Genomic DNA, 9,253 nt, shown 5'->3' on the forward strand with positions numbered 1-9,253 from the left:
GGGATGGTCATGCCGGGACCGCGAGGGTGTCTGCGCTGCCGGTGCCGCCGGTGCCCCCGGTACCGCGACGCAGCTGGGCCAGGGCGCGGTCGGCCTCGACCAGGACCTGGTAGCCGGCCGCGGACGCCGGGCGCCCGCCGTACCAGATCTCGCTGAAGACCTCGACGGCCGCGGCGAGCGCCGCGGCCGGCTCGAGCGCCGTGCCGGGTCCATCGCCCGCCGCGCCCGCCGCCGCGCCCGGCCGGTCCGTTCCGCCCCGGGGATGCCCACCGTCGGGTCCGCCATCGGGGGACGGCGCGATCCTCGCCACGTCCTCGACGAGTTCACCGGCCGTACGGCCGGGGCGCGGATCGAGCACGCCCTTCTCCTCCAGCATCCGCACGATGGCCCGTAGCCGGGACCGGACCGCCTCGGCGTAGGCTCCGCGGGCGGCGTGGCCGTCCGCCTCGGCGCGCAACTGCGCCGCGGTCGACGAACTGGACAGGTCGTCATCCTCCCGCCTGGTACGCGCGCTGCGGCGCACCGGGCCGAGCCACCACCGTAGCGCCACCGCCACGACGACCAGTACGAGGACGAGCGCGAGGACCCCGAGACCACCCGACCCTCCGCCGAGGCCGTCTCCGCCAGGGAGCAGCCAGTGGACCAGATCCCCGATCTTGTCGTCGATCCACCGGACCGCCCGGCTCCACCAGCTGGGTTCGGGACTCCTGTAGATGTGCTTGGAAAGTTCCCGCCGAGCCTCCTCCCGAGCTCCGTCCCGAGTGACGGGACCACCGAGCGTCATCCGGAGGGCCGCAGGCCGGCGGTGCGGGCGCGGGCCGCCTCGGCGAGGGTCACGTCCAGACCCTCGCGTCTGATCCTGAGGTCGACGTAGAGCAGGACGACGGCTCCGGAGACGATCGGTGTGGAGATCGTGGTAGCGAGCAGACTGCCGATCGCCTGGACGATGTAGCCGGTGACGGTGAGGTTACCCCTGATCGGGTCGCCGAACACCGACTCGGAGGAGGCCATCACGATGCTGGCGGCGATGGCGAAGATCGCACCGAGGAACCCCGCCACCAGCATGGCGAGCAGCAGGATACCGAACGTTCGCCACCATGATCCACGCACGATCGCGATTGACCGTCGCAGCGCGTCGCGCACGGTGCCGCCCTCGAGGACGTACGCGGGCGTGGCCAGCGCCAGGTAGACCCCGACGACGATCGCCCCGACCAGCAGCGCGATCAGCCCCAGCACCACCGACAGCGCCACGATGACCGTGAGGCCGAGCAGGCCGGGCAGCCGTGGTGCGACCCGTCGGACCGCGTCGATCGTGGTGATTCGGCTTCCCAGGGTCGCCTCGCTCACCACGACGCTGAGCACCCCGGAAAGGAAGAGCCCGAGGATGAGATCGAGACCGAGCATCGCGACGGTGATGGCGGCCCTGGCGCCCGGCGACGCGTCCTCGCCGCTGATCGCGACGGTGGTGGACACCGTCTCCACCACCGCCGCGGCCGCCACCGTCACCCCGACGGTCGCGCCGGGATTCGTGCGGATCGTGGCGAACGTGCCGTCCAGGATCTCGCCCAGAGCGAGGGGGCGCAGCGGGATGATGCCCGGTTTCGGGACGGCCGGGCCCCACCGCCACTGTCCCCACGGGCCCTGCGGGGCGCCGGGTGGCGGTGTGCCGGGCGAAGCCCAACCGGGTCCGTCGGCCATCGGTGTGTCTCCACTCGTCGCAGTCGGTGTCGAGGTTCGGTGTGTCGAGGTAAGGATGCCGTGCTTGTGGTGGGCATGCTGCGGCCACTATGAGGATTCTGTGCTCTCGGTCGGGATGGATGCTGGGGATGCCGGCGGAATTACGCGGTCTGGCCGGGATGTGCTGGCCAGGATGTGCCGGCTGGGCCGCACCACCTCGGCTGCGGGGCCGGTCGCCGACCGAGTCGCCCAGGGTTGTCCACAGCCGCTTCACGACTGCCGAGGGCGGTATCCACAGATCACCACTTGGGGCTGGTCGGCCCGCGGCCCGCGGCTGATCCTTCCTGTCATGCCTCGAGCCACGTTGTCCCTGCTCACCAGGAATCTCGCGATCCTCGCTGATCTGATCATGCCGCTTGCCTGCGCCGGATGCGGCGACTGGGGGGCATCGGCGTGCCCGGCGTGTGTCGCCGAGCTTCGTGGTCCCGTGTTCCTCGCCGCCGCGGGCTCCCTGGCCACCCCGTGGCGGCGAGGGCTGCCGCCGTGCCTGGCCGCCGCCCGCTACGCCGACCGGGTCCGGGCGCTCCTTCTCGCCTACAAGGAGCGTGGCCGGCGCGACCTGGCCGGTCCGCTGGGCGGTGGCGCGGGCGGTGTCGTCGGGCGCGGTGGGTGCCACTGACGTGCATCCCGGTCTCCGTCCTCGCGGGCGCGGTGTGGTGCTGGTCCCGGTGCCTTCGAACCGCGCCGCGCGGCGTCGGCGTGGTTTCGACCACCTCGAGCTGCTGTGTTCCGTGGCGGCCGCGGTCCTGCGCCGACGCGGGCACCGGGTCGGAATCGCTCCCGTGCTGCGGCCGGTGCGGCACACGGCGGACCAGGCCGGGCTGGGGGCGGCGGCACGGTTCGTCAACCTCACGGGCGCCTTCGGCTTGGTCGGTCCCGCCCGCACGGCCCGGCTGGTGCGGGCCGCCGACGATCTCTCGGACGGGCCTCCCGCGGACCCGTGCATCGTCGTGGTCGACGACGTACTGACGACGGGAGCCACGGCGGGTGAGGCGGTACGGGCCCTACGAGCCGGCGCCCTGCGGGCGAGCGCCGTCGCCGTGGTGGCCGCTTCGGGCCCGACGCGCGGACGGGACCGCTTGCTCGCCTTGACGGGGCCGCCGGGGTGAAACTACCAGTACGCACCGCCTGACCAGGCAGTAGGCGCAACGGCCGAGTGGCCCGACGGAGCGGGAGTGACCGCTTGTCGGTCGCAGTGCACTCGTCGTGCGGATACCGGGCCGGCGGGCGGAGTAGCGCCGCCGCTGAAGGGAAGGGAGCCGAATGCGGGCAGCTAGCCGTAGAACGTTGGGAAGGTGCGACAACCGTAGATAGGGCGCCCGGGGGGATCGTCTCGGCCCCGCGGAGATGGTTCCTTCCGGAAGCTCCGAGACACCGGCGCACGGTCGGCAGCCTTGGCGAGGGCCGTGGGCGCCGGACAGGCGAACAGGAGGTGGATCGCGTGGACATCGTGGTCAAGGGCAGGCACACCGCGGTTCCGGAACGGTTCCGCAATCATGTCCAGGCCAAGCTCGCCAAGTTGGAACGGCTGAACTCCAACATCATCCGGGTGGATGTCGAGCTGTCGAAGGAACGCAATCCCCGGCTGTCCGACGTCTGCGACCGAGTCGAGCTGACCGTGTACTCACGGGGTCCGGTGATCCGGGCCGAGGCCGCCGCGGCCGACTGCTACGCTGCCCTCGACCTGGCCGCCGGCAAACTGGCCGAGCGGCTGCGCCGGGCCGCCGACCGGCGGGTCCGCCACCACGCCAACCACGCTGGCGCCAAGCCGGCCGGGATCACCTCGGTCCCGCTCGGCAGTCTCATGCCGTTGGAGGGCATGAAGCCGGCGGCTGCCCTACCGGCTGGTGCCGAGGATGCTGGTGCCGCCGGAAGGAGTGGCAGCGGCGGGTCCAGGCCGGTCGTCGCCGCTCCGGCCGACGAATCCACCGCCAGGATCGGTGCGGGCGAGCAGAGTGAGCAGGCTCCGCTGATCGTCCGGGAGAAGACCCATGAGGCGGAGCCGATGTCGCTGGAGGAGGCCCTGTCCAACATGGAACTGGTGGGGCATGATTTCTATCTCTTCCTCGACGTCGACCTCGGCCTCCCCAGCGTCGTCTACCGGCGGGTCGGTTACGATTACGGTGTCATCCGGTTGTCCGGTTCGGCGGCGGCCGGCAGGTCGGGGCCGGCGGGCGCCGATCAGCGGGACGAGCGGCCGTCGCCAACCCGGGGCGCCTTCGTGAGCTCGGCCGCCGCCGTTTAGACGATCTGAAGGCCGCGTCCGCCGGCCGACGTGGGACTATTTGCCTCGGGTGTCGGAGTACACGGCGCACCGCCCCGCGTGGAGGCACGCAGGGCGGTGCGCTGCGGGCAGTGGTCCAGGGAGGTCAGATGACGGTGGAGGAGCATCGCTCTGAGGAGATGCTGCCGACGCCATCGGAGGCGAACCCCATCCGGGTGCTGATCGTTGACGACCATGCGCTGTTCCGGCGTGGGCTGGAGATGGTGCTGGGGCAGGAGGTCGACATCGAGGTCGTCGGGGAGGCCGCGGATGGTGCTGAGGCGGTGACCATGGCTAAGGAGATGGCGCCGGACATTGTGCTCATGGATGTGCGGATGCCGCGCCGTGGCGGGATCGACGCCACGAGCGCCATCAAGGAGGCTGTCCCGAGCGCCAAGATCGTCATGCTGACCATCAGCGATGAGGAGGCCGACCTCTACGACGCGATTAAGGCGGGGGCCATGGGCTACCTGCTGAAGGAGATCTCTATTGACGAGGTCGCCGCGGACATCCGCGCTGTGTACGGGGGACAGAGCCTCATCAGCCCGTCCATGGCGTCGAAGCTGCTCAGCGAGTTCGCAGCCATGATCAAGAACAAGGATGACCGCCCGCAGCTCCCCACCCCCCGGCTGACCGATCGGGAGATGGAGGTGCTACGGCTCGTCGCCAAGGGCATGAACAACCGTGACATCGCCAAGCAGCTCTACATCAGTGAGAACACCGTCAAGAACCACATCCGGAACATCCTGGAGAAGCTCCAGCTGCACTCCAGGATGGAGGCGGTCGTGTACGCGGTCCGGGAGAAGCTGCTCGAGATCACCTGAGGCCCGGTCGGGGGCGTCACCGCGGCGCGGGATCGTCCGGTAGGAGCGATCCCACCCAGCAGTCCCGCCGGTTACCGTCGCCCAGCAGCAGGGCCCGGCGCAGGGTGCCCTCCACGGTGAAACCGGCCTTCTCGGCCACGCGGCGAGACGCGAGGTTGCCCACCGCGGCCCGCCACTCGATCCGGGCCAGCCCCAGAGCTCTGAAACCCCAGCGGGTCAGCGCGGCAACGGCCTGGGAGGTCACTCCCCGCCCGCGCGTCGGCGCCGCGCAGCAGTAACCAATCTTCGCATCGCCGTCGCCGGAGAGATCCGCCAGTCCGACCGAGGCAAGGAGCTGCTCGGTCGTGGCATCCACCACCGCGAACAGTGCCCCGGTCCCGCTGGCCCAGCTCTGCGGCGACTGGCGTGAGACGAAGTCCACCGCGTGTTGGTACAGATACGGCGTCGGGACTCTTGTCCACCGGCTTATCTCCGGGTCCTGGCAGGCCTGGTGTACGGCGTCGGCGTCCCGGGGGTGCCAGGGGGCGCAGATGCAGGCGGCCCGCCGTGATCTCCGCCGGTTCGAGAGGTGCCATGCTCCAACCTTGCACCGGCCGCCACCGTTGCCGCCGGTCCCGGGCACCCATCCGCGCTCCCGGTCGTTGGACAGTGCGGCGTGGCATGGGCGGACAATGCACGCCGTGCTGTCATCCCGTTCTGGTCGTTCCCGTCCGCGCGACCCCTGGCCCCTCGCCGGCACCCCTTCCCGTCGCCTGCTCCTCACCGGTCCCAGCCGGAGGAACCGCGCGCGGATGGATGTTGTAGGCGGCTATCGAAGGGCTAGCATCGTGGGGTCGGTGACCTCGCCGACGCGCCTGCCGGAGGAGTTTCGCCCGTGGTACTAGACAAGATCTTGCGTGCCGGCGAGGGCCGGATCCTGCGCAAGCTCAAGGCGATCGCCGAGCAGGTGAACCTGATCGAGGATGACTTCACCGGCCTGTCCGACGGCGAACTGCGAGGCATGACCGACGAGTTCCGCCAGCGGCTCGCGGACGGGGGGGAGACCCTCGACGACCTGCTGCCCGAGGCCTTTGCCGCCGTGCGCGAGGCAGCGCGGCGCACGCTGGGCCAGCGGCATTTCGATGTGCAGGTCATGGGGGGCGCGGCCCTTCATCTTGGCAACATCGCCGAGATGAAGACCGGTGAGGGCAAGACGCTGGTCTCGACCCTGCCGACCTACCTCAACGCGTTGGCCGGTAAGGGTGTGCACGTCATCACCGTCAACGACTACCTCGCCCAGCGCGACGCCGAGAACATGGGCCGGGTCCATCGTTTCCTCGGCCTCACCGTCGGGGTGATCCATCCGCAGATGCCGCCGCCGGTCCGCCGGGCCCAGTACGCCTGCGATATCACCTACGGCACCAACAACGAGTTCGGGTTCGACTACCTCCGTGACAACATGGCCTGGAGCTCGGAGGAACTCGTCCAGCGTGGCCACAACTTCGCGGTCGTCGACGAGGTGGACTCCATCCTCATCGACGAGGCCCGCACGCCGTTGATCATCAGCGGTCCAGCGGATCATCCGACCAGGTGGTACACGGAGTTTGCCCGGATCGCCCCGCTGCTCGAACGCGATGTCGACTACGAGGTCGAAGAGGGCAAGCGGACGGTGGCCATCACCGAGTCCGGGGTCGAGAAGGTCGAGGACCAGCTCGGCATCGAGAACCTCTACGAATCGGTGAACACTCCGCTCGTGGGCTACCTGAACAATTCACTGAAGGTCAAGGAGCTCTACAAGCGGGACAAGGACTACATCGTTACCGACGGTGAGGTTCTCATCGTCGACGAGTTCACCGGCCGCGTGCTCCACGGCCGTCGCTACAGCGAGGGAATGCACCAGGCGATCGAGGCCAAAGAAAAGGTCGAGATCAAGCAGGAGAACCAGACCCTCGCGACGATCACGCTGCAGAACTACTTCCGGCTCTACGACAAGCTCTCCGGTATGACCGGTACCGCCATGACCGAGGCGGCCGAGTTCCACCAGATCTACTCGCTCGGGGTCGTCCCCATCCCGACGAACAAGCCGATGGTCCGGCTCGACCAGCCGGACGTCGTCTACAAGACCGAGATCGCGAAGTTCGACGCCGTGGTGGAGGACATCGCCGAGCGGCACGAGAAGGGCCAGCCGGTCCTGGTCGGCACCACCAGCGTCGAGAAGTCCGAGTACCTCTCGAAGCAACTCCGCAAGCGTGGTGTGCCGCACGAGGTGCTCAACGCCAAGCACCACGAGCGGGAGGCGGCCATCATCGCCGAGGCGGGCCGCAAGGGCGCCGTCACGGTGGCGACGAACATGGCCGGTCGTGGTACGGACATCATGCTCGGCGGCAACCCGGAGTTCATTGCCCAGGCCGAGCTGCGCCAGCGCGGCCTCTCGTCGATCGAGACCCCCGAGGACTATGAGGCGGCCTGGCAGGAGGCCCTGGAGAAGGCCAGGCAGTCGGTGAAGGCCGAGCACGAGGAGGTCGTCGACGCCGGCGGCCTGTACGTGCTCGGCACCGAGCGGCACGAGTCCCGGCGCATCGACAACCAGCTGCGTGGCCGGGCCGGCCGGCAGGGCGACCGCGGTGAGTCGCGCTTCTACCTCTCCCTCGGCGACGATCTCATGCGGTTGTTCAACGCGGCCGCGGTCGAGGGCATCATGGATCGGCTGAACATCCCCGAGGACGTCCCGATCGAATCGAAGATCGTGACTCGGGCGATCCGGTCGGCCCAGACCCAGGTCGAGGGGCAGAACTTCGAGATCCGCAAGAACGTCCTCAAGTACGACGAGGTCATGAACAAGCAGCGCACCGTGATTTATGAGGAGCGCCGCAAGGTTCTCGGCGGTGCTGATCTCCACGAGCAGGTGCGTCACTTCGTCGACGACACCGTCGAGGGGTACGTGCGCGGCGCCACCGCCGACGGGTACCCGGAGGAGTGGGATCTCGACACGCTCTGGACGGCGCTCGGGCAGCTCTACCCGGTCGGTGTGGTGGCACCCGATGTCGACGATCGTGACGGGCTCACTGCCGATCACCTGCTCGAGGACATCCAGGTCGACGCGCAGGAGGCGTACGACCGGCGGGAACTCGACCTCGGCGACGGCCCCGACAGCGAACCGATCATGCGGGAGCTGGAGCGACGGGTCGTCCTCGCGGTCTTGGACCGAAAGTGGCGCGAGCACCTCTACGAAATGGACTACCTGCAAGAGGGCATCGGGCTGCGGGCGATGGGACAGCGGGACCCGCTGGTCGAGTACCAACGTGAGGGTTTCGACATGTTCCAGACGATGATGGAGGGTATCAAGGAGGAATCTGTCCGGCTGCTGTTCAACGTCGAGGTTCAGGTCGCGGGGCAGGAGGAGGCCGCCGCGCCGGTGGGCGTCGAGCCGGCCGCGTCCGCCGCTCCCGCACCGCCGGCCGGAGCCGCGACCCTGCCCGCTCCGGTGGCGCCGACGATCCCGGGCGGCGCCGGGCCCGTCGCGGACGCGCAGCCCGCTCGCCCCGCGGCGGCCGACCAGACTCCGCCACCCCCTTCACCGGTTCCGTCCGCACCGCCGCCGGTCTTCGTCAAGGGGCTTGAGCCGCGGCGGCCGACCGGTGGCCTGCGCTACACCGCGCCGTCAGTCGACGGTGGATCCGGGCCGGTCACGACGGTGGACGGCGGGTCGGGACTGGGCCGCCCGGCTGGAAACGGTGCGCTCAGCGCCGCCCGCGGCGAAGCCGGCACGGCGCAGCCCGGTGCGGGCACGCGTCCCGCTCGCAATGCGCCCTGCCCGTGTGGGTCAGGCCGCAAGTACAAGCGATGCCACGGCGACCCGGCGCGCCGCAACGCCGAGTGATCCATCCCTGGAGCCGGTGGCCGCGCTAACCCACCTGCAGGGTTGTCACCCGCCAGCGTCCGCCGGACGACTCCATGCGCAGCGCGAGTGCGGCCACCCGGGCACCTCTGCTGATGACCGCCGAGACCTCGGCGACTCCGGGTCGCGGTTCGCTGACCCGTACGCTGCGGACCTGACTCCGCCTGCGATCCGTGGTCTGGGCGACGATGCGTTCGAGATCGTTCTGTAGGCGGGGCGTCGTCCATCCGGCGAGATGCGAGGCCGGGCGCACTCCGCCGAGCGTCTCGACGATCGCTCTGACGATGACCACCGCCGTTTCCCGGGGCGGTGGGTTCGTCCGGCTCCCGGCGGGGCGCCCCGGCCGCGGACCGGCTACCGGTTCGAGACCCGGCACCACGTGTGACGCCGCTGATCCCGTTCCTGTCCCCGTGACCGTGCGTTCGGGCATGGCGAGGTGCCGAGGCGTCCGATCGACCGTCGTCGTGCCACCGGGCTCGGTCTGGCTGTCCGCACCGCCACGGCCGCGCGGCGGCCCGCCGGGTCCCGCCGGGCCGCCGCGGCGGCGTCCGC

9 protein-coding genes are annotated in these 9,253 nt (G+C 70.1%); 5 read left to right on the plus strand and 4 right to left on the minus strand.

The window, feature by feature from the left end; all coding sequences use genetic code 11:
• Window positions 1-7: 7 nt before the first annotated feature.
• Window positions 8-784, minus strand: a complete 777-nt coding sequence (locus AC08OU_RS18945; RefSeq protein WP_476601612.1) for a DUF4129 domain-containing protein — start codon at window positions 782-784, stop codon at window positions 8-10.
• The gene (locus AC08OU_RS18950; RefSeq protein WP_462187735.1) at window positions 781-1,698 is read right to left on the minus strand and encodes a DUF7847 domain-containing protein; all 918 of its coding nucleotides are present in this window, start codon (window positions 1,696-1,698) and stop codon (window positions 781-783) included. The genes AC08OU_RS18945 and AC08OU_RS18950 overlap by 4 nt, the downstream gene beginning before the upstream one ends.
• Before the next feature lie 328 nt (window positions 1,699-2,026).
• Between AC08OU_RS18950 and AC08OU_RS18955 the strand changes: the two genes are divergently transcribed.
• From AC08OU_RS18955 to AC08OU_RS18970, 4 genes are all read left to right on the plus strand, one after another.
• Complete coding sequence (locus tag AC08OU_RS18955) at window positions 2,027-2,356, plus strand: hypothetical protein (RefSeq protein ID WP_476601613.1); 330 nt, start codon at window positions 2,027-2,029, stop codon at window positions 2,354-2,356.
• Window positions 2,357-2,405: 49 nt separating this feature from the next.
• On the plus strand, window positions 2,406-2,846 hold the full coding sequence (locus AC08OU_RS18960; protein ID WP_476601614.1) for a ComF family protein: 441 nt from the start codon (window positions 2,406-2,408) through the stop codon (window positions 2,844-2,846).
• A gap of 332 nt (window positions 2,847-3,178) precedes the next feature.
• Window positions 3,179-3,982: a ribosome hibernation-promoting factor, HPF/YfiA family gene (gene hpf / locus AC08OU_RS18965; protein WP_476601615.1), complete on the plus strand. Its 804-nt coding sequence runs from the start codon at window positions 3,179-3,181 to the stop codon at window positions 3,980-3,982.
• A 128-nt stretch (window positions 3,983-4,110) separates the two neighbouring features.
• The gene (locus AC08OU_RS18970) at window positions 4,111-4,824 is read left to right on the plus strand and encodes a response regulator (RefSeq protein ID WP_476601616.1); all 714 of its coding nucleotides are present in this window, start codon (window positions 4,111-4,113) and stop codon (window positions 4,822-4,824) included.
• A 16-nt stretch (window positions 4,825-4,840) separates the two neighbouring features.
• On the opposite strand, the gene AC08OU_RS18975 is transcribed toward AC08OU_RS18970, so the two are convergent.
• The gene (locus AC08OU_RS18975) at window positions 4,841-5,587 is read right to left on the minus strand and encodes a GNAT family N-acetyltransferase (RefSeq protein WP_476601617.1); all 747 of its coding nucleotides are present in this window, start codon (window positions 5,585-5,587) and stop codon (window positions 4,841-4,843) included.
• 111 nt (window positions 5,588-5,698) lie between these two features.
• Here AC08OU_RS18975 and secA point away from each other — a divergent pair, with 111 nt between their 5' ends.
• Window positions 5,699-8,683 carry a preprotein translocase subunit SecA gene (gene secA, locus AC08OU_RS18980; protein ID WP_476605443.1) on the plus strand — a complete coding sequence of 995 codons (2,985 nt, stop codon included), beginning with the start codon at window positions 5,699-5,701 and terminating at the stop codon, window positions 8,681-8,683.
• Window positions 8,684-8,708: 25 nt separating this feature from the next.
• On the opposite strand, the gene AC08OU_RS18985 is transcribed toward secA, so the two are convergent.
• Window positions 8,709-9,131: an Rv3235 family protein gene (locus AC08OU_RS18985; RefSeq protein WP_476605444.1), complete on the minus strand. Its 423-nt coding sequence runs from the start codon at window positions 9,129-9,131 to the stop codon at window positions 8,709-8,711.
• Window positions 9,132-9,253 lie beyond the last annotated feature (122 nt).

It is taken from the genome of Frankia sp. CcMO1 (genome assembly GCF_977945845.1).